The sequence below is a fragment of the Rhizobium sp. WYCCWR10014 genome (genome assembly GCF_001657485.1).
In the GTDB taxonomy this organism is placed as follows: Bacteria; Pseudomonadota; Alphaproteobacteria; order Rhizobiales; family Rhizobiaceae; genus Rhizobium.
This window is the reverse complement of record NZ_LXFU01000045.1, coordinates 205,726-224,968: the sequence shown is the minus strand read 5'-3', so window position 1 is coordinate 224,968 and position 19,243 is coordinate 205,726. Positions and strand designations below refer to the sequence as shown.

General features: G+C 61.8%; 16 protein-coding genes. 8 read left to right on the top strand and 8 right to left on the bottom strand.

Annotated elements, in window-relative coordinates; translation table 11 throughout:
• Positions 1–25: 25 nt before the first annotated feature.
• The 5 genes from A6U98_RS25080 to A6U98_RS25060 all read right to left on the bottom strand — a co-directional run bounded on the left by A6U98_RS25080 (position 26) and on the right by A6U98_RS25060 (position 5,429).
• Positions 26–1,303 carry a Gfo/Idh/MocA family oxidoreductase gene (locus A6U98_RS25080; protein ID WP_064653692.1) on the bottom strand — a complete coding sequence of 426 codons (1,278 nt, stop codon included), beginning with the start codon at positions 1,301–1,303 and terminating at the stop codon, positions 26–28.
• 148 nt (positions 1,304–1,451) lie between these two features.
• A complete protein-coding gene (locus A6U98_RS25075) occupies positions 1,452–2,276 on the bottom strand; it encodes a sugar phosphate isomerase/epimerase family protein (RefSeq protein WP_064653690.1) in 825 nt (274 codons plus the stop codon).
• Between the two features lie 28 nt (positions 2,277–2,304).
• Positions 2,305–3,468 (bottom strand): dihydrodipicolinate synthase family protein, encoded by a 1,164-nt coding sequence (locus A6U98_RS25070; RefSeq protein WP_064653688.1) that lies wholly within the window; start codon positions 3,466–3,468, stop codon positions 2,305–2,307.
• Positions 3,469–3,471: 3 nt separating this feature from the next.
• Positions 3,472–4,620 carry a Gfo/Idh/MocA family oxidoreductase gene (locus A6U98_RS25065; RefSeq protein WP_064653686.1) on the bottom strand — a complete coding sequence of 383 codons (1,149 nt, stop codon included), beginning with the start codon at positions 4,618–4,620 and terminating at the stop codon, positions 3,472–3,474.
• Between the two features lie 131 nt (positions 4,621–4,751).
• Entirely contained in the window at positions 4,752–5,429 is a 678-nt protein-coding gene (locus A6U98_RS25060) for a TetR/AcrR family transcriptional regulator (protein ID WP_064653684.1), read from the bottom strand.
• Positions 5,430–5,627: 198 nt separating this feature from the next.
• Between A6U98_RS25060 and A6U98_RS25055 the strand changes: the two genes are divergently transcribed.
• The 7 genes from A6U98_RS25055 (at position 5,628) to A6U98_RS25025 (ending at position 14,355) form a co-directional block, all read left to right on the top strand.
• Positions 5,628–6,914, top strand: a complete 1,287-nt coding sequence (locus A6U98_RS25055; RefSeq protein WP_064653682.1) for an ABC transporter substrate-binding protein — start codon at positions 5,628–5,630, stop codon at positions 6,912–6,914.
• A 6-nt stretch (positions 6,915–6,920) separates the two neighbouring features.
• Complete coding sequence (locus A6U98_RS25050; RefSeq protein WP_064653680.1) at positions 6,921–7,880, top strand: sugar ABC transporter permease; 960 nt, start codon at positions 6,921–6,923, stop codon at positions 7,878–7,880.
• 1 nt (position 7,881) lies between these two features.
• The gene (locus A6U98_RS25045) at positions 7,882–8,760 is read left to right on the top strand and encodes a carbohydrate ABC transporter permease (protein ID WP_064653678.1); all 879 of its coding nucleotides are present in this window, start codon (positions 7,882–7,884) and stop codon (positions 8,758–8,760) included.
• Positions 8,760–9,857 carry a Gfo/Idh/MocA family oxidoreductase gene (locus A6U98_RS25040; RefSeq protein WP_184499407.1) on the top strand — a complete coding sequence of 366 codons (1,098 nt, stop codon included), beginning with the start codon at positions 8,760–8,762 and terminating at the stop codon, positions 9,855–9,857. The genes A6U98_RS25045 and A6U98_RS25040 overlap by 1 nt, the downstream gene beginning before the upstream one ends.
• 32 nt (positions 9,858–9,889) lie before the next feature.
• Complete coding sequence (ugpC, locus tag A6U98_RS25035) at positions 9,890–10,966, top strand: sn-glycerol-3-phosphate ABC transporter ATP-binding protein UgpC (protein WP_064653676.1); 1,077 nt, start codon at positions 9,890–9,892, stop codon at positions 10,964–10,966.
• A gap of 62 nt (positions 10,967–11,028) precedes the next feature.
• Complete coding sequence (locus A6U98_RS25030; protein WP_064653674.1) at positions 11,029–11,904, top strand: choline kinase family protein; 876 nt, start codon at positions 11,029–11,031, stop codon at positions 11,902–11,904.
• On the top strand, positions 11,905–14,355 hold the full coding sequence (locus tag A6U98_RS25025; RefSeq protein WP_064653672.1) for an FAD-dependent oxidoreductase: 2,451 nt from the start codon (positions 11,905–11,907) through the stop codon (positions 14,353–14,355).
• Positions 14,356–14,422: 67 nt separating this feature from the next.
• Here the strand turns inward: A6U98_RS25025 and A6U98_RS25020 are convergent, their stop codons facing one another.
• Both A6U98_RS25020 and uxaC read right to left on the bottom strand, forming a co-directional pair.
• Positions 14,423–15,877, bottom strand: coding sequence for a mannitol dehydrogenase family protein (locus A6U98_RS25020; protein ID WP_064653671.1), 1,455 nt, complete (start codon positions 15,875–15,877; stop codon positions 14,423–14,425).
• Positions 15,874–17,289, bottom strand: a complete 1,416-nt coding sequence (uxaC, locus tag A6U98_RS25015) for a glucuronate isomerase (RefSeq protein ID WP_064653669.1) — start codon at positions 17,287–17,289, stop codon at positions 15,874–15,876. Before uxaC ends, A6U98_RS25020 begins: the two co-directional genes overlap by 4 nt.
• A 179-nt stretch (positions 17,290–17,468) precedes the next feature.
• Between uxaC and A6U98_RS25010 the strand changes: the two genes are divergently transcribed.
• Positions 17,469–17,678: a SlyX family protein gene (locus A6U98_RS25010; RefSeq protein WP_064653667.1), complete on the top strand. Its 210-nt coding sequence runs from the start codon at positions 17,469–17,471 to the stop codon at positions 17,676–17,678.
• Between the two features lie 57 nt (positions 17,679–17,735).
• On the opposite strand, the gene A6U98_RS25005 is transcribed toward A6U98_RS25010, so the two are convergent.
• On the bottom strand, positions 17,736–19,217 hold the full coding sequence (locus A6U98_RS25005; RefSeq protein ID WP_064653665.1) for an NAD-dependent succinate-semialdehyde dehydrogenase: 1,482 nt from the start codon (positions 19,215–19,217) through the stop codon (positions 17,736–17,738).
• Positions 19,218–19,243 lie beyond the last annotated feature (26 nt).

Here is a 19,243-nt window from a genome sequence, read left to right as displayed (position 1 = left end):
CGTCAAGGGGCCCAGGCGAAGGGTATCAGCGCGACGTTCTCAGCGAATTTGGCGAACCGTCATTGGCAAGTTCAGGCATGAGATCGGCAATATCGACCACCTTGCCGGTGCGCGAGCTTGTCAGCGCCGCAATGCCGCAGAGCACCGACATGGCGCCCGCCCGCGTGCCGGCGCGTTGCGCAAGCTTGTCTTCCATTTCGGGCTTGAAGATCATGTTGCGCATTCGGTCGTCGCCGCCGTAATGGCCGCCTGTGAAATGCGGAACGACGATGCGCTCCACAGCCTCCTTGCCGTTCGGGAAATTGCGGATGAGGAGGATCGTGTCCTCCTTCGGCTCTTCCCAGGGCTGGGCCTCATATTGACGAAGCTCGATTCGCCCTTTGGTGCCGTTGAAGGCAAGGTGATGGCCTTCGATCGGCTGGAAGGTGTTCAGCGAATAGGAGACATGGACGTTGTTGCGGTAACGGAGCGACACCACCATCGTATCGGGAATGTCGATGTCCTCGCGGAAGACGCAACCGTCACGGAAATAGCCGTCGATCTTAGAGGGATCCTCGTAAAGCGAATCGAGGAAGGGATCGGCCTCGATATCGAGATAGTAGTCGCATTCATGCGTATGCGGACAGAGCTTGCAGCGCGGACCGCGGAACGGGCCCTTGCGGCCGTAATTCTGCAGGTCGGCGAAGGAGGTGACGGACTCGGGATCGCTGTCGAGATACCAGTTCAGCAGATCGAAATGATGCGTCGCCTTGTGGACGAACAGGCTGCCGGAATTTTCGGTATAGGCATGCCAGCGGCGGAAGTAGTCGGCACCGTGCTTGGTGTTCAGATACCAATGAAAATCGACCGAGGTGACCCGGCCGATCTCGCCGGCATTCAGCAATTCCTTGATCTTCGCAGCCGTCGGCGCATAGCGATAGTTGAAGGACACGTCGACCCGGCGACCAGTGCGCTTTTCGGCATCCAGAATCCGGCGAATCTTTTCGACCGAGGTCGTCATTGGTTTTTCGGTAATGACGTCGATGCCGGACTCCAGCGCCCGCACGACGATATCGTCATGCGTATGGTCGGGTGTGCAGACGATGACGAGATCCGGCTTCTGCTCGGCAAGCATCGAATCGATGTTTTCGTAGAGCGGCGCATTGCTGCCGATCATGTTGCGGGCGCGCTCGCCGCGCAGCGAATTCTTCTCGACGATCGCGGTCAGGTCGACATGTTCGCGCCAGCCGGCAAGCAGATCCTTGCCCCACATGGTGGTGCCGCGGTTTCCCGTACCGATCAGGGCAAAACGGCGTTTCTCCATCGAATGATCCTCCTGCATGCGTGATGAAACAAATACTGAAATCAGGCCTAAAGCGCGTCGCGATCTTTCAGATTCGCTTGGCCCCGCTTTAGGTCTTTGGGTCGTCGCATGTCGCGCAAAACCGCTGCACAGTTTTGCGCGACATGCTTTAGCAGCAGCTCCTGAAGCGCTCGACGCAGGTGGCGATCACTTCGTCGGCCGGGCGTTTCCACCAGTTTTCGGCCGAAAAGATCTCCACCTCCTGAGCGCCGAAGAAACCGGCGGCCTCCACCATCCGTCTTATGCCTTTGAGGTCGATCACACCATCGCCCATCATGCCGCGGTCGAGGAGCATGTCCTTTGTCGGCACCAGCCAGTCGCAGATGTGATGGGCAAAGATGCGTTTCATGCGGCCGGCGCGGGCGATCTGGTTGGCAAGATCGGGGTCCCACCAGACATGGTAGACATCGACCGCAACGCCGACCTCCTCCCCGAGTTGTTCGCACATATCGAGCGCCTGACCGAGCGTGTTCACGCAGGCACGGTCGGCGGCATACATTGGATGCAGCGGTTCGATGGCGAGCTTCACGCCGGCAGCCTGCGCATGCGGCAAAACGGCGGCAATGCCGTCGAACACCATTCGGCGCGCGGCGACGATGTCCTTCGAACTATCAGGCAGACCGCCGACGACGAGCACGAGGCAATCGGCGGAAAACGCTGCCGCCTCATCGATGGCCCGCCTGTTGTCGTCGAGGTTTTTCTGCCAGTCGGCATCGTTCGCCGCCGGGAAGAAGCCGCCGCGGCAAAGACCGCTCAGCTTGATGCCGTTCGATTTGACGATACGCACCGCCTCGTCGAGACCGACCTTGGCGACCTGGTCGCGCCAGGGGGCGATCGCGGTGATACCGTGTTTCAGGCAGATATCGACGGCCTGCGCAAAACCGCATTGCTCCCGGATCGTCGCCAGGTTGATCGAAAGTCCTTCGACCTGCATATCATTCTCCTCCCATCACCTCAGCGCTTCAGTTGACGCCGTGGACGGCGAGCACTTGGCGCATGCGGCTTGCGGCAAGTTCGGGATCGGCCAGAACCCGTGCCTTGTCGGCCAGGCGGAAGAGTTCGGCCAGATGCGTCAGCGAGCGGGTGCTGTGCTGGCCGCCGACCATGACGAAATGGTCCTGCAGGCCGTTGAGATAGGCGAGGAAGACGACGCCGGTCTTGTAGAAGCGGGTCGGCGCCTTGAAGATGTGGCGCGATAGCGGCACGGTCGGCTCCAGCAGATCGAAGAATTCATGGTTGCTCTTGCGACCGAGCGCTTCGAGGGCTGCCGAGGCAGCCGGCGCGATCGCATCGAAAATGCCGAGCAGTGCGTCGGAATGGCCCTCTTCATCGCCGGCGATCAGTTCGGCATAGTTGAAATCGTCGCCGGTATACATGCGCACGCCTTTCGGCAGCCGGCGGCGCATCGCCACTTCCTTCTCCTTGGAGAGCAGCGAGATCTTGATGCCATCGACTTTGTCGGCATGGGCCTCGATCACCTCGAGGCAGGTGGACATGGCTTGGATATGATCACTGTTGCCCCAGTAACCTTCGAGCGCCGGATCGAACATTTCGCCGAGCCAATGGATGATGACGGGTTCCTTGACCTGGCGAAGGATGCGGTCATAGACGCGGATATAGTCGTCCGGGCCTTTGGCGGCAGCGGCAAGCGCCCGGCTTGCCATCAGGATGATGCGGCCGCCGGCCGCCTCCACGGTTTCGATCTGCTCCTCATAGGCCCTCAGGATCGTGTCGACGGTCACGTCGGGTCCCGGCGTCAAATGGTCGGTGCCGGCGCCGCAGGCGATCAGCGCGTCCTTGCGGCCGGCCGCCTCACTGAGCGCCCGGCGGATGAGGTCGCGCGCTTCCGGCCAGCCGAGGCCCATGCCGCGCTGCGCCGTATCCATCGCTTCGGCAACCCCGAGGCCGAGATCCCAGAGCCGGTGGCGGAAGGCGAGGGTTCGCTCCCAATCGATCGCCGGCGTCAGCCACGGATCGTTGTCGGCGAGCGGATCGGCGACGACATGGGCGGCGGCAAAGGCGATGCGCGGAAAGGCCTTGGCGTCACGCTTGGCGAGCGCGATCGGCGTGCCGGTCAGCGTGTAGGGGGCGATCTTGCCGTCGAGAGGAAGATTGATCGTCGTCACGGCTCAGAACTCCAGCGCGGGAACGTCGAGCCAGCGACGCTCGGCCCAGGATTTCAGGCCGAGTTCAGCAAGCTGCACGCCCTTGGCGCCGGCTTCCAGGCCATAGGGCCACGGCGCGTCTTCGACGACATGGCGGATGAACATTTCCCACTGCGCCTTGAAGCCGTTGTCGAAGGCCTGCGTATCGGGAACCTCGTCCCAGGTCTTGTAGAAGTCGATCGTCTGCGGCTGGTCCGGGTTCCAGACCGGCTTCGGCGTGTTGACGCGGTGCTGGCTCCAGCATTTCGTCAGACCGGCGACGGCCGAACCATGCGTGCCGTCGACCTGGAAGGTGACGAGGTCGTCGCGGCGGACGCGGACGGCCCAGGAGGAATTGACCTGCGCGATCGCACCGCCTTCGAGCTCGAAGGTCGCATAGGCCGCATCGTCGGTGTCGCAGTCATAGGGCTTGCCCTGCTCGTCGATGCGGCGCGGAATATGCGTAGCACCGAGGCAGGATACGGCTTTGACTTCGCCGAACAGATTGTCGAGCACATAGCGCCAGTGGCAAAGCATGTCGAGGATGATGCCGCCGCCGTCGCCCTTGCGGTAGTTCCAGGAGGGGCGCTGGGCCGGCACGCCCCAATCGCCTTCGAAAACCCAGTAGCCGAATTCGCCGCGCACCGAGAGGATCTTGCCGAAGAAGCCGGAATCCCTGAGCAGCGCCAGCTTGCGCAGGCCGGGCAGGAAGAGCTTGTCTTGCACGACGCCGTGTTTGAGGCCGGAGCCGCGCGCCTTGCGGGCAAGGTCGAGTGCCACCTGCAGATCGTCGGAGATCGGCTTTTCGCAATAGACATGCTTGCCGGCATCGAGCGCCTTGGACAGAAGTTCGGCGCGCATCAGCGTCGTGCCGGCATCGAAGAAGATCGTGTCGTCGGGATTGGCGAGCGCGACATCGAGATCGGTCGACCAGCGCTTGATGTTATGCTTCTTCGCCAGCTCTTCCATCTTGGCGCCGTTGCGGCCGACGATGATCGGGTCGATCTCGAGTTTCTCACCCGATTTCAGCGTGATGCCGCCCTGATCGCGGAAGGCGAGAATCGAGCGCACCAGGTGCTGATTGTAACCCATGCGGCCGGTGACGCCGTGCAAGATGATCCCCAAGCGTGCCATTTTTTCCTCCCAGCAGATTTTTGCGGCGGGAGCGGGCATCCTCGTCCGGTCCTCCCGAGCCGGTAACTAAACAGTTACTTGATGGCAGAAGAGCGGCGCGGCTGTCAATAGTCAAATCCGATTTTAGAAATTCAGCGCTTAATCGAGGCGAGCGTGACGTGGACGATATGCCTTTCCCAGGCATTGAGATGGGTCGGCTCGATCAGGTCGCGGCCAAAGATCGTCGAAAGCGTGTACTGGTTGGACAGATAGAAATAACCGAGCGAGGCGATCGTCAGGTAGACATGCAGGGGATCGGCGGTCTCGATGAAGACCCCCTGCTTCTTTCCCTGCTCGAGCACGTCCGAAAGCTCGCCGATCAGATGCGAATGCAGTTCCTTGAGCCGGACGGATTGGCGCAGCCAGCGGGCGCGATGCAGATTTTCCGTGCCGAGCAAGCTCAGGAATTCCGGATGCTGGAGAAAATAACGCCAGGTGAAGAGTGCAAGTTCGCCGATGCCTTCCTCCGGGCTGCGGTCGCCGATATGCAGCGCGCGCTCGGCGGTGCGGATGCCGACATAGGCTTCTTCGAGCACTTTGAGGTAGAGCTGCTCCTTGTCGCCGAAATAATGATAGAGCATGCGCTTGTTGGTGCCGGCGCGCTCGGCGATCGCATCGACGCGAGCCCCGCCCATGCCGTTTTCGGCAAATTCCCGGGTTGCCGCGTCAAGGATAGCAGCGCGTGTCCGCTCCGGATCGCGTTGGGCCGTCCGTTCGGCAGATGGGCGCCGAGACCTTTTCTTTTCCCCATTCCCCCCGCTGTCGTTCATTTCTCCACCTCCGTCTCACATGTTGCGCTCATAAGCCTTCGGTGCGAAATTGTAAAAACCGAATTTGAAAGCCCCGCGAGCGACACCGCTTGACACGCTCGCCGCTTTGCCCGTAGCTTGTAACCAATTAGTTATTTATGCAAGGGTAACTATGTTCGGAAGCGTGTGGAGGCGCTTCCCTTTGGAGGAGGAAAAGAAATGACATTCCGTGTAAGCAGACGTAATTTCGTTGCGGGAGGCGCCACGCTCCTTTCGCTCTCGGCGCTGGGAACCAGCGCTTTGGCACAGGAAAAGCGCTTGCGTCTCCTGTGGTGGGGCTCGCAGCCGCGCGCCGACCGCACCAACAAGGTGTCGCAGCTCTATCAATCGAAGAATTCGGGCACCTCGGTCACCGGCGAATTCCTCGGCTGGGGCGACTACTGGCCGCGCCTTGCGACCCAGGTCGCCGGCCGCAACGCGCCCGACGTCATCCAGATGGATTATCGCTATATCGTCCAGTATGCGCGGCGCGGCGCGCTCGCCCCGCTCGAATCCTATATGCCGGCCAAACTCAACCTCGACGATTTCGACAAGGCGCAGATCGAAGGCGGCAGCGTCGACGGCCATCTCTACGGCGTCAGCCTGGGCGCGAATTCGGCCGCCACGGTCCTGAACACCACCGCCTTCAAGGAGGCCGGCGTCGATCTGCCGACCCAGGCGACCACCTGGGAAGAGTTCGCCCGCATGGGTGCGGAGATCACCAAGTCCGGCAAACGCAAGGGCATGTTCGGCTTGGCCGACGGCAGCGGCGGCGAACCGCTGTTCGAAAACTGGCTGCGTCAGCGCGGCAAGGCGCTTTATACCGCCGACGGCAAGATCGCCTTCGACGTGGACGATGCCTCCGAATGGTACGACATGTGGGCCAAGTTCCGGGAGGCCGGCGCCTGTGTTCCTGCCGATGTCCAGGCTCTCGACAAGAACGATATCGACACCAACACGGTTTCGCTCGGCAAGTCGGCCGCCGGTTTTGCCCATTCCAACCAGTTCGTCGCCTATCAGGCAATGAACAAGGACAAGCTGGCGCTGACCAACTACATGCGCATCAAGCCGGAATCGAAGGGCGGCCACTATCGCAAGCCTTCGATGTTCTTCTCGGTCTCCGCCCAGTCCAAAGCCGTGGACCTTGCCGTGGACTACGTCAATTTCTTCGTCAAGAACCCCGAGGCAGCGCTGCTTCTGGATGTCGAACGCGGCATTCCGGAATCGAGCGCCATGCGCGAGGTCGTCGCGGCGAAGCTTGATGAGAATGGCAAGGTTGCATTGGCCTATGTCAGCGGCCTCGGCGATCTCGCCGGCAAATTGCCGCCGCCGCCGCCGGCCGGCGCCGGTGAAGGTGAGCTGATGTTACGCAACATCGCCGAACAGGTCGGCTTCGGACAGCTGTCTCCCTCCGACGGTGGCAAACAGCTTGTCGCTGAAATCACGCAGATTCTCGCACGAGGCTGATCCCGTATGAGCAATGCGATGCGCACGCCCGCAGGGGCCATCAATGTGGAAAGATATCAGGGGGCCGTGGCCGAAGGACGCCTCAGGCGTCTCTGGAATGCCAATGCTCCCGGCTATCTCTTCCTTCTTCCATGGCTCATCGGCTTTTTCGGGCTGACGCTCGGGCCGGCCCTGATTTCGCTCTACCTTTCCTTCACCGACTTCGACATGCTTCAGTCGCCGCGGTGGGTGGGAATGGCGAATTACGTGCGCATCGCCACGGCGGATCCGAAATTCTCGGCCGCCATGTATGTCACCCTGACCTATGTTGTCTTCTCGGTGCCGTTCAAGCTGACTTTCGCATTGCTGGTCGCCATGGCGCTGAACCGCGGCCTGCGCGGCCTGTCGGTCTATCGTGCCATCTTCTATCTGCCGTCACTGCTGGGCGGCAGCGTGGCGATCGCCGTGCTCTGGCGCCAGCTTTTCGCCAGCGATGGCCTCGTCAATGCCGCGCTTTCGTATTTCGGTATCGAAGGTCCGAGCTGGATCTCGCATCCGAACTATTCGATCTATACGCTGGTGGCGCTGTCCGTCTGGCAGTTCGGCTCGCCGATGATTATTTTCCTGGCCGGCCTGCGTCAGATCCCGCAGGATATGTATGAGGCCGCGAGCCTCGACGGCGCCTCCAAGTTCCGGCAATTCTACAAGATCACGCTGCCGCTTCTGACGCCGGTGATCTTTTTCAATGCCGTCGTCCAGACCATTGATGCCTTCAAGGCCTTCACGCCGGCTTTCATCATTTCCGGCGGCACCGGCGGTCCGATCAACTCGACGCTGTTCTACACGCTCTACCTCTATCAGGAAGCCTTCGGCAATTTCCGCATGGGCTATGCCTCGGCGCTCGCCTGGATCCTGGTGTTGATCATCGCGATCTTCACCGCCTTCTCCTTCCTGACCTCGCGTTATTGGGTGCACTACGATGACTGAGATGACCGCTTCCGTCACTGCGGCCAGGCCGCCATCCGACATCACCAAACGCAGCCTGCCGGCGTCGCTCATCATCCATGCCCTGCTGATCGCCGCTTCGCTCCTGATGCTTTATCCGCTGTTATGGATGGTTTCGGCATCGGTCAGGCCGGAGACCGAGATCTTCTCGTCGACCTCGCTCATCCCGTCGTCGATCGATTTCTCCTCCTATGCGCGCGGTTGGGTCGGCCTCGATGTCAGCTTCGGCCGGTTCTTCTGGAATTCGCTGGTCATCTCGGTGCTGGTGGTGACGGGCAATGTCATCGCCTGTTCGCTGACGGCTTTCGCCTTTGCGCGGCTGCGTTTTGCCGGCCGGAATTTCTGGTTCGCGATCATGCTCGGCACGTTGATGATCCCCTATCACGTGACGCTGATCCCGCAATATGTGCTCTTTCTCGATCTCGGCTGGGTCAACACCATCCTGCCGCTTGTCGTGCCGAAGTTTCTCGCAAGCGATGCCTTCTTCATCTTCCTGATGGTGCAGTTCTTCCGCGGCATTCCGCGCGAATTGGACGAGGCGGCGATGATGGACGGCTGCAGCGCTTGGCGCATCTACTGGAAGATCATGCTGCCGCTGTCGCTGCCGGTGCTGGCAACGGCCGCCATCTTCTCCTTCATCTGGACCTGGGACGATTTCTTCGGTCCGCTGATCTACCTGAACGACATGAACACCTATACCATTCAGCTCGGCCTGCGCACCTTCGTCGACTCGACCAGCGCATCGGATTGGGGCGGTTTGTTCGCCATGTCGACCCTGACGCTCGTGCCGGTGTTCTTCTTCTTCCTGTTCTTCCAGCGCCTGCTGATCGAGGGCATCGCCACGACAGGCATGAAGCGTTGATGGCGATGACAGGAAAGAGCGACATGAGCATCAGGACGGTCGCGATCGTCGGCTGCGGTATCGGCCGCTCCCATATCGTCGAGGGTTACCTGCCGCATTCCGACAAGTTCAAGGTCGTGGCGATCTGCGACCTGAACGAACAGCGCATGGCAACCGTCGGCGACGAGTTCGGTATCGAACGACGTACCACTTCCTTTGCGGAGCTGCTGGCCGACGACACGATCGACATCATCGATATCTGCACTCCTCCCGGCATCCATCTGGAACAGGTGGTCGCAGCACTTGCTGCCGGTAAACATGTCGTCTGCGAAAAGCCGCTGACGGGCTCGCTTGCCGCCGTCGATACCATCATGGCAGCGGAAAAGACCGCCAAAGGCGTGCTGATGCCGATCTTCCAGTACCGTTACGGCGACGGCATCCAGAAGGCCAAGCGCATCATCGACGCCGGCATTGCCGGCAAGCCCTATACCGCTTCGGTCGAAACCTTCTGGCTGCGCAAGCCGGAATATTACGCTGTGCCCTGGCGCGGCAAATGGGCGACGGAGCTCGGCGGCGTTCTCGTCACCCATGCCCTGCATCTGCACGACATGCTGATGCATCTGATGGGGCCTGCGGCAAGGGTCTTCGGCCGCGTCGCCACCCGCGTCAACGATATCGAGGTCGAGGATTGTGCCTCTGCCAGCCTGCTGATGGAAAGCGGCGCCTTTGTCTCGCTTTCCTGCACGCTTGGTTCGCAGGAACAGTTGAGCCGGCTCAGGCTGCACTTCGAGAATGTCACTTTCGAGAGCAGCCACGAGCCCTATACGCCCGGCAAGGACCCCTGGAAGATCATCGCCGCGAATGACGATGTGCGGGAGCAGATTGACAAGGTGGTTGGCGACTGGCAGCCAGTCGCGCCGCGTTTCACCACCCAGATGGGCCAGTTCCACGCCTTCCTCAGCGGCCATGCGCCGCTGCCGGTGACGACGGTGGATGCCCGCCGTGCGCTGGAACTCGTCACCGCCATCTACCAGTCTTCCGACAGCGGCGCTGACGTGCCGCTGCCGGTCGGTCCCGATAGTCCGAAATACGCCGATTGGCGCGCAAGAACGAAGTAACCGACAAAATAAAAAGAGAGGGTTTTGAGAAGATGGCAACCAGTGTCGTTCTTCAGAAGGTCGAGAAGCGCTACGGCGCGATGGATGTGATCCATGGCATCGACCTGACGATCGATCCCGGCGAATTCGTCGTTTTTGTCGGCCCCTCCGGCTGCGGAAAATCGACCCTTCTGCGCATGATTGCCGGCCTCGAGGAGATTTCGGGCGGAGCGCTGCTGCTCGACAGCGAGCGCATGAATGAGGTGGCGCCGGCCAAGCGCGGCATCGCCATGGTTTTCCAGTCCTACGCGCTCTATCCGCATATGTCGGTTTACAAGAACCTCGCCTTCGGCCTGGAGACGGCGGGTTACAAGAAGGCCGAGATCCAGCCGAAGGTGAAGCGCGCCGCCGAAATCCTGCAGATCGAGAAGCTGTTGGAGCGCAAGCCGAAGGCGCTCTCCGGCGGCCAGCGCCAGCGTGTCGCCATCGGCCGGGCCATCGTGCGTGAGCCGCGTATCTTCCTGTTCGACGAGCCGCTGTCGAACCTCGATGCCGAATTGCGCGTGCAGATGCGCGTCGAGATTTCCCGCCTGCACCGCAGCCTCGGCAATACGATGATCTATGTCACCCATGACCAGGTCGAAGCCATGACGATGGCGGACAAGATCGTGGTGCTGAATTCCGGCCGTATCGAGCAGGTCGGCGCGCCGCTCGATCTCTACAACAACCCGGCCAACCGTTTCGTCGCCGGGTTCATCGGCAGCCCGAAGATGAATTTCCTGAAGGCCCGCATCGAGCAGGTCGGCGAGACCGAAACCAGCATCCATGTCTGCGGCAATTCCGTCCGCCTGCCGCGCCGCCTGAACGGCGGGGCGGGAGAGGACGTCACCTTCGGCATCCGTCCCGAGCATCTTTCGCTGGCCGAAGGTGCAATCGCGCTCTCGACCGTCAACGTCGATCTCGTTGAAAATCTCGGCGGCGCCACCATGCTCTACACCACGACGCCGGATAACCAGCTCCTGACTGTTGCGCTCGACGGCCAGCAGAAGGTGGAGCGCGGCGCCAATGTGAAGGCTTCCTTCGATCCGGCCCGCTGTCACGTCTTTGACGCGTCCGGCAAGACGATCTAATCCCGCTGCTTGACAGCCGATCCCCCTCTGCCCCATCATTTCCAGAGGGCAAGGGGGATAGCATGACGCCTGAAGATAGGATTCATGCGCTCGGCATCTGGCAGGGCCCGATCGACATTTCGCCCATAGCAGGCGGCATCACCAATCGGAACTATCTGGTCAGCGATGCCGTCGCGCGTTGCGTGGTGAGACTCGGCACCGATATCCCGATCCATCACATCAACAGGCAGAACGAGCTTGCCGCAAGCCTTGCGGCCCATGCGGCCGGCATTTCGCCAGCGGTCATCCACCATTCGCCGGGCGTGCTGGTGCTCGAATATATCGAGGCGCGGGCGCTTTCGCCGGAGGATATCAGGGCGCCACAAATGCTGGCCCGGGTCTTGCCGCTGGTGCGCGCCTGCCACCGCGACATCGCCCGGCATTTTCGCGGCCAGGCGATGATCTTCTGGGTTTTCCATGTCATCCGCGATTACGCCGCCAATCTGAAGGCGTCGGAGAGCAGCTATCTTCCTCTGTTGCCGGGGCTCGTCGGCAGGGCTGAGACGCTAGAAGAAGCGGCGGGGCCTTTCGAGATCGCCTTCGGCCACAACGACCTGCTGGCCGCCAACTTTCTCGATGACGGCAAACGGCTCTGGCTGATCGACTGGGACTATGCCGGTTTCAACACACCGCTTTTCGATCTTGGCGGATTGGCCTCCAACAACGACCTCTCGGAAGTGGCCGAGCGCACGATGCTGGAGATCTATTTCGACCGGCCGCTGACCGATGATCTCAGCCGGCGCTATGCCGCGATGAAATGCGCCTCGCTGCTGCGCGAGACGCTCTGGAGCATGATTTCGGAAATTCATTCCACCATCGATTTCGATTACGCCGGCTATACGGCCGAAAATCTCTCGCGCTTTGAGCGCGCCTATCAAGCCTTTGAACAGGACCAGTAAATGACGAAGGAATTACCGAAGACGGCGAAAGCCGTGGTCATCGGCGGCGGCATCATCGGCTGTTCGACGGCCTATCATCTGGGCAAGCTCGGCTGGACCGATACCGTGCTGCTGGAGCGCAAGAAGCTTACCTCGGGCACCACCTTCCATGCCGCCGGCCTCGTCGGCCAGCTGCGCACCAGCGCCAACATCACCCAGCTTCTTGGCTATTCCGTCGATCTCTACAAGCGGCTGGAAGAGGAAACGGGTCTCGGCACCGGCTGGAAGATGAATGGCGGCCTGCGCCTTGCCTGCAACGAGGAACGCTGGACCGAGGTCAGGCGCCAGGCGACCACCGCCCAGTCCTTCGGCCTCGAAATGCAATTGCTGACCCCGCAGGAAGCCTTCGATCTCTGGCCGCTGATGACGGTGGACGATCTCGTCGGCGCCGCCTTCCTCCCGACCGACGGCCAGGCCAATCCCTCCGACATTACCCAGGCGCTGGCAAAGGGCGCCCGCATGTCGGGCGTTTCGATCTTCGAGGATACCGAAGTCCTCGACCTTGAAGTCGACAAGGGGAGGATTCGTGCCGTCGTCACGGCGCAAGGGCGCATCGAATGCGAGCGCGTCGTCGTCTGCGCCGGCCAATGGACGCGCGCCTTCGCCGCCCGCTTCGGCGTCAACGTGCCGCTTGTCTCCGTCGAGCATCAATACATCATCACAGAATCTTTCGGCGTGCCCTCCAACCTGCCGACGCTGCGCGATCCCGATCGCCTGACCTACTATAAGGAAGAGGTCGGCGGCATCGTCATGGGCGGCTACGAGCCGAACCCCATTCCCTGGGCGAAGAACGGCATCCCCGAAGGTTTCCACTACACGCTGCTGGACAGCAATTTCGACCATTTCGAACAGATCATGGAACAGGCGCTCGGCCGCGTTCCGGCGCTGGAAAATGTCGGCGTCAAGCAGCTGCTGAACGGCCCGGAAAGCTTCACGCCGGATGGCAACTTCATTCTAGGCGAAGCCCCGGAGCTGAAGAATTTCTTCGTCGGCGCCGGTTTCAACGCCTTCGGTATAGCCTCTGCCGGCGGCGCCGGCATGGCGCTTGCCGAATGGGTGACGAAGGGCGAACCGCCTTATGATCTCTGGCCGGTCGATATCCGCCGTTTCGGCCGGCCGCATTTCGATACCGACTGGGTGCGGACACGCACGCTCGAAGCCTATGGCAAACATTACACCATGGCCTGGCCGTTCGAGGAACATTCGAGCGGTCGCCCCTGCCGCAAATCGCCGCTCTATGACCGGCTGAAGGCGCAGGGCGCCTGTTTCGGTGAAAAGCTCGGCTGGGAGCGGCCGAACTGGTTTGCCGATCTCTTCGCCAACGAGGAGCCGAAGGATATCTACAGCTACACCAGGCAGAACTGGTTCGACGCCGTCGGCCGCGAGCACAAGGCCGTGCGCGAAGCGGCCGTCATCTTCGACCAGACCTCCTTTGCCAAATTCGTGCTGAAGGGCAGGGATGCCGAGGCGGCGCTGTCCTGGATCGCCGCCAATGATGTCGCAAGGCCTGTGGGATCGCTTGTCTACACGCAGATGCTGAACGACAAGGGCGGCATCGAATGCGACGTGACGGTCGCCCGCATCGCCGAGAACGAATATTACATCGTCACCGGTACCGGCTTCGCCACCCATGACTTCGACTGGATCGCACGCAATATCCCGGCGGCGATGCAGGCCGAGCTGGTCGACGTCACATCCACCTATTCCGTGCTGTCGCTGATGGGACCGAATTCCCGCGCCGTGCTGGAAAAGGTGACGGCCAGCGACGTCTCGAATGCGGCCTTCCCCTTCGGCAAGGTCAGGACCATCGGCATTGCAGGCTGCCCGGTGCGGGCGTTGCGCATCACCTATGTCGGGGAGCTTGGCTACGAACTGCATGTTCCCGTCGAGTATGCGACCACGGTCTATGACGTGCTGATGGCCGCAGGCGGTGAACTCGGCCTCGTCAATGCCGGTTACCGCGCCATTGAGAGCTGCCGCCTGGAAAAGGGTTATCGCGCCTGGGGCTCGGATATCGGTCCCGACCATACGCCTGTTGAAGCCGGTCTCGTCTGGGCGGTGAAAATGCGGAAGAATATTGCCTTCCGCGGCCGTGAGGCGATCGAGCGGCAGCTTTCGGGAGGCGTCAAGAAGCGCCTCGCCTGCTTCATTCCGGAGGATGCCGATGCCGTGCTGCTCGGCCGCGAAACGATCTATCGCGACGGCAAGCGCGTCGGCTGGCTGTCGAGCGGCGGCTTCGGTTATACACTCGGCAAGCCGATCGGCTATGGCTACGTTCGCAAGCCCGACGGCGTGACCGAGGATTTCGTCCTCTCCGGCACCTATGAGCTCGATGTCGCCAGGGAACGCATCCCCTGCAAGGTATCGCTATCGCCGCTCTACGATCCCGATATGGCGCGGGTGAAGGCCTGACAATACAGGTAACCCGGGAGAGGGCGTGCCGTTTGGTACCCCCCTCTTTGCCAGCAAGCTCCAAATCTCAAAATAGCGGCAACCGGTCGTCCTGGATCAGGATCTCCAGCTTGTCAGCCACATCCTGCGTCCAGGCCCGGTGGCCTGTCAAAGCCGTCGGGAAAAGTCCGGGAAGGGTGAAGAGAGCCGCTGAAATCGCCAGGCCGGTGCGCGGGACATCGGCGATGAGGGCGGCGATTTCGCCAGCACGAGGATCGCGCAGCTCGTAGCGCTCGCCATTGCCATGCTCGCCGATCGCATAGCGCATCCATGCCGCAACGGCGATCGCATAGGTCTCTGCCCTGTCGCCATGTGCCAGAGCCTCGCTTGCCGGTTCCAGCAGCCGCTGCGGCAGCTTCTGCGTGCCGTCCATGGCGATCTGATAGGTGCGATGTGCGATCGCCTTGTTTGCAAAGCGCGCTATCAATTCGCTGGCATAGTCATCGAGGTCGATGCCGGGAACCGGATCGAGCGTACGCGCGGCCGCATGCATATGGCGGTAGGCAAGTGCTGCCAGGGCTGCATCGTCCATCACGTCGCGGATGAATTCATAGCCGCCGATGTAACCGAGATAGGCGAGCAGCGAGTGCGCGCCATTCAGCATACGGAGCTTCATCTTCTCGTAAGCCGAAACATCGGTGACCATCAGCGCGCCGGCCTTGTCCCAGGCCGGCCGGCCATTGGCGAAATGATCCTCGATCACCCATTGCGTGAAGGGTTCGGTCTCGATCGCCGCCAGATCCTGCCGTCCGGTCAGCCGTTCGGCATCCTGGTAGGTCGCCTCGGTGCTGGCCGGCGTGATGCGGTCGACCATGGTCGAGGGGAAGGGCACATTTGCCTCGATCCATTGACGAAGCGAGGGGTCGACACGTTCGGCAAAATCGAGAACCAGCCGTTTCAGAACGGCACCGTTGCTCGGAAGATTGTCGCAGCTGAGCGGTGTGAAGGGGGCGATGCCCTTCTCCCGGCGCCGGGAAAGTCCCTCGACCAGATAGCCGATGACACCGCGCGGCGCATGGCGGTTGGCAAGGTCGGCCGCCACATCGGCATGGTTGAGGTCGAGCCCTCCCGTCGCGGTGTCCATGCCATAGGCTTTTTCCGTCACCGTCAGGCTGACGATGCGGATCGCGGGGTCTTCCAGCCGATCGAGCAGTCCTGCCGGATCGCGTGTCGCCACATGCGCCCGCCGAATGGGACCGATCACCTGCGCTGTCGTGCCCGACGTATCGCGGATCAGCATCGTATAGAGGCCGTTCTGCTCGTTGAGGTGATCGGCGACATCGGCAGTGCGCAGGCTCGCCACCTCGATACCCCAGTCTCCGCCCTCTGCGGCAAGTGATGCATCGGTAAACGGCGCGAAATGTGCGCGGAAAAAGGCGCCCGGCCCAAGATGCAGGATGCCGCTTTTCAGCTGGTTGCGGTCATAGGCGGGGAGCTTCGCCGTCGGGGCGAGGCCGGAAAGGGTCTGCAGTCGTTCGCTCACAGCTTGTAGGCCTTCTTTGCATTACCATAGGAGAGCTCGCCCGCGACGATCTCGGCTTCCCGCTTGGAAATCCGATGCTCGGCAGCAAGCTGGGCCAGGAAGCGGCAGACCTCGCGGCGCCAGACGTCATGCCGCGCGGGGATCGAAAGCAGCGCGCGCGTATCGTCGTTGAAACCCGCCATATTGGCAAAGCCCGCCGTCTCGACGACTTGGTCGAGGTAGCGCCGAATGCCGTTCGGGCTATCGTAGAACCACCAGGGCGGGCCGATCATCAGGCAGGGCCAATGGCCGACCATGGGCGCCAGCTCTCGTGCATAGGTCGTCTCGTCGAGCGTGAAGAGCAGCACACGCAAACCCGGTGCGTGGCCATATTTTGACAGCAGGGCATTCAAGCCGCCGACCCAATCCGTGCTTGTCGGGATATCGGCGCCCATATTGGGGCCTCGGGTCGAGAAAAGTCCGCGGTCGGTGTTGCGTCTGGAGCCGGCATGGATCTGCATCACCATGCCGTCCTCAGCCGAAAGCCCGGCCATCTCGGTCATCATCTGGCCACGGAAGAGCTCGGCCTCCCCGGCCGAAAGCGGACCCTTCAGCGCCTTCTCGAGCAACGCCTGCTTTTCCGCAAGCGGCAGATCTGATGTAAAGGCTGTGGGCACGCCGTGATCGGTTGCGGTGGCGCCGAACTGGCGGAAATAGGCGCGTCGGCGCCGATGTGCCTCGATAAGACCGTCCCAGCGCGTCACGTCGGTGCCGGTGATCTCTCCGAACTTGATGAGATTGTCGCGGAAGCCGACGGCGTCGGGATCGGTGACACTGTCCGGCCTGTAGGTCGTGCGCACCTTGCCGATCCATCCGTCGGCCACCATCTTCTGGTGATGCGCCAGAGGATCGAGCGCGCCATCCGTCGTCGCGATCGTTTCGATGCCGAATCGCTGGTGCAGCGCGCGCGGGCGGAATTCGGGAAGGGCAAGCTGGGCATTGATATGGTCGTAGAGCGCATCGGCATTGTCTGATGTCAGCGGCTCGGTGCAGCCAAGCACGGCCGACATGGCGTGGTCGACCCAGAGGCTCGAAGGCGTTCCGCGGAAGAGATGATAATGTGCGGCAAATGTCCGCCAGATCGCCCGTCCCGTTTCCACCGGCTTGCCGTCGAGACGCGGCACGCCGAGCTCGTCCAAGGTGACGCCGACGCTGTGCAGCATGCGGAAGAGATAGTGATCGGGAATGACCAGCAGCGAGGCTGCATCTTCGAAGGGCTTGTCGTCGGCGAACCAGGAGGGTTCGGTATGCCCGTGCGGGCTGACGATCGGAAGATTGCGCACCGTCTCGTAGAGGTCTCGCGCGATGGTCCGTGTTGCCGGATCAGCCGGAAAAAGCCGGTCCGGATGAAGAAAGCCGTTTCCTGCATCCATCAGTATTCCTCCCTGATGGATAACGGCCTACCCCACAACATCAGGCGCGGCAAGGTCTTTTAGTAACCAAACGGTACAGTTTTGCGCATGGCTGCACCGGGCATGGAAAGCATTGACGAGGCGGCCTATTTCCGCTTTGCAGAACCATCTGTTCTGCCGGTTTCGGCAAAGGAGGATCGATGTCGGACGAGACGAACCAAATTACCCGGCTGGAAGAAATGCTGGCCCACCAGGCAAAGACGATCGAAGAGCTTTCCGATCAGCTCGCCGAGCAATGGAAGACCGTCGAGCAGATGCGCACCAAGCTCGACCGGCTGACCGAACGCTTCCTGTCGCTGGAGGAGCAGTCGCTTGACGCGCCAGCGATCACCCGCCCGCCGCACTATTGACGACACGCGGCGCAATGCCGCGTGCCCGGGGTGCTTTTTGCACCGTGATGTGACGGATCAGACGCCGCCAATGCAGAGATATTTCATTTCCAGATAGTCGTCGGCGCCGTGCCGCGAGCCTTCGCGGCCGAGGCCGGATTGCTTGATGCCGCCGAAGGGCGCGGTCTCGGATGACATCAGGCCGGTATTGATGCCGATCATGCCGTATTCCAGCGCTTCCGCCACCCGCCAGACCTTCTTCAGATCACCTGCATAGAAATAGGCGGCGAGACCGAACTCCGTGTCGTTGGCCTGTTGAATGACATCCTCGACCGTGTCGAAGCGAAAGAGCGGCGCCACCGGCCCGAAGGTCTCCTCCCGCGCCACCTTCATGCCGCGCGCAACGCCTGTCAGCACCGTCGGCGTGAAGAAGGTGCCGGCGCCGTCGATGCGCTTGCCGCCGGTCAGCACCTTGGCGCCCTTGGAAAGCGCGTCGCTGACATGATCTTCCACCTTGGCGAGGCCTTGCGCATCGATCAGCGGCCCGATCACGACACCCGGCTTGAAGCCGTCGCCGACCGACATCTCGGCGACCTTGGCGGCAAGCTTGGCCGCAAAGGCGTCATAGACGTTCGACTGGACATAGAGGCGGTTGGCACAGACGCAGGTCTGGCCGGCATTGCGGTATTTGGAGGCGATCGCGCCCTCGACGGCAGCGTCGAGATCGGCATCGTCGAAGACGATGAAGGGTGCGTTGCCGCCGAGCTCCAGGCTCACCTTCTTGATCTGGTCGGCGCACTGCCGCATCAGGATACGGCCGACCTCCGTCGAACCGGTGAAGCTGATCTTGCGCACCTTTTCATTGCAGCAGAGCTCGCGGCCGATTGCCGGGCCGTCGACCCCGACGATGACGTTGAAGACGCCAGCCGGAATGCCGGCCTGCTCGGCGAGTACGGCAAGCGCGATCGCCGTCAGCGGCGTCTGTTCGGCGGGCTTCGAGACCACGGTGCAGCCGACGGCAAGCGCCGGGGCGATCTTGCGGGTGATCATCGCCGCCGGGAAATTCCACGGCGTGATCGTGCCGACGACGCCGACCGGCTGCCGGATGACGATCATCCGTTTATCGTCGGAAGGCGCGGGGATCGTCTCGCCGTAGATGCGCTTGGCTTCTTCCGCATACCATTCGATATAGGCCGCGGCATAAAGGATCTCGCCGCGCGCTTCCGGGAACGGCTTGCCCATTTCGGCGGTCAGGATCGCCGCGAGTTCTTCGGCATTGGCAACCATCAGGTCGAACCATTTGCGCAGGATCGCGCTGCGCTCCTTGGCCGGACGGGCAGCCCAGCCCGGCTGGGCTGCGTGGGCCGCATCGATCGCTGCCCGGGTCTCGGCCGCACCCATATCGGGCAGCGAGGCGAGCAGTTCGCCGGTTGCCGGGTTCAGCACGTCGAAAGTCCTCGTGGCATCGCCTGATGTCCAGACCCCGTCGATATAGCCGGCATCGCGCAGAAACGGCGAGGAGAAGGGAACGTGCTTGGTCAGTGCGGTGGTGAAAGCCATGTCATATCCTCCTTGGGAGTGCGGCT

What these genes read in the sequence shown, in the direction of transcription:
- A6U98_RS25080 (WP_064653692.1), bottom strand. Translation starts at nt 1,303, where the DNA reads ATGGAGAAACGCCGTTTTGCCCTGATCGGTACGGGAAACCGCGGCACC.
- A6U98_RS25075 (WP_064653690.1), bottom strand. Translation starts at nt 2,276, where the DNA reads ATGCAGGTCGAAGGACTTTCGATCAACCTGGCGACGATCCGGGAGCAA.
- A6U98_RS25065 (WP_064653686.1), bottom strand. Translation starts at nt 4,620, where the DNA reads ATGGCACGCTTGGGGATCATCTTGCACGGCGTCACCGGCCGCATGGGT.
- A6U98_RS25060 (WP_064653684.1), bottom strand. Translation starts at nt 5,429, where the DNA reads ATGAACGACAGCGGGGGGAATGGGGAAAAGAAAAGGTCTCGGCGCCCA.
- A6U98_RS25055 (WP_064653682.1), top strand. Translation starts at nt 5,628, where the DNA reads ATGACATTCCGTGTAAGCAGACGTAATTTCGTTGCGGGAGGCGCCACG.
- A6U98_RS25050 (WP_064653680.1), top strand. Translation starts at nt 6,921, where the DNA reads ATGAGCAATGCGATGCGCACGCCCGCAGGGGCCATCAATGTGGAAAGA.
- A6U98_RS25045 (WP_064653678.1), top strand. Translation starts at nt 7,882, where the DNA reads ATGACCGCTTCCGTCACTGCGGCCAGGCCGCCATCCGACATCACCAAA.
- A6U98_RS25040 (WP_184499407.1), top strand. Translation starts at nt 8,760, where the DNA reads ATGGCGATGACAGGAAAGAGCGACATGAGCATCAGGACGGTCGCGATC.
- ugpC (WP_064653676.1), top strand. Translation starts at nt 9,890, where the DNA reads ATGGCAACCAGTGTCGTTCTTCAGAAGGTCGAGAAGCGCTACGGCGCG.
- A6U98_RS25030 (WP_064653674.1), top strand. Translation starts at nt 11,029, where the DNA reads ATGACGCCTGAAGATAGGATTCATGCGCTCGGCATCTGGCAGGGCCCG.
- A6U98_RS25025 (WP_064653672.1), top strand. Translation starts at nt 11,905, where the DNA reads ATGACGAAGGAATTACCGAAGACGGCGAAAGCCGTGGTCATCGGCGGC.
- uxaC (WP_064653669.1), bottom strand. Translation starts at nt 17,289, where the DNA reads ATGGATGCAGGAAACGGCTTTCTTCATCCGGACCGGCTTTTTCCGGCT.
- A6U98_RS25010 (WP_064653667.1), top strand. Translation starts at nt 17,469, where the DNA reads ATGTCGGACGAGACGAACCAAATTACCCGGCTGGAAGAAATGCTGGCC.
- A6U98_RS25005 (WP_064653665.1), bottom strand. Translation starts at nt 19,217, where the DNA reads ATGGCTTTCACCACCGCACTGACCAAGCACGTTCCCTTCTCCTCGCCG.